The sequence below is a fragment of the Brevibacterium sp. SIMBA_078 genome, assembly GCF_046534565.1.
Classification (GTDB): Bacteria; Actinomycetota; Actinomycetes; order Actinomycetales; family Brevibacteriaceae; genus Brevibacterium.
The window spans coordinates 1-267 of sequence record NZ_JAWRYQ010000267.1 but is presented as its reverse complement, the minus strand read 5'-3'; the positions used below and the strand labels follow the sequence as shown (position 1 = coordinate 267).

The 267-nt window shown below is 37.5% G+C and carries 1 pseudogene; it reads right to left on the bottom strand.

Features of this window, described 5'->3' with window-relative positions:
• A pseudogene (locus SB749_RS19680) lies at positions 1 to 267 on the bottom strand (hypothetical protein); the annotation flags it as partial.

Below are 267 nucleotides of genomic sequence, written 5' to 3'. Positions count from 1 at the left end.
CGATGTAAATATACATATTTTCATAAAGATAATCACAACCCATCAGACATATAGGCATTACAATATGAGGGTCTAAGCGTTCAGCATCATTACATTCAGCTCTAGGCTTTTTATGTGCGGTTATCAAAGTTTTTATGTCAAATTCTTGCCCGCAAATGGCACAGTTTTCATGCATTTTGTCTTTAAATAACCACTCTTGAAGTATTTGCTGTTCTTTTCTTGCTTTTTGTTCTCTGGTCTCATCGGTGCCAGTGTCAAGCAGGGCTC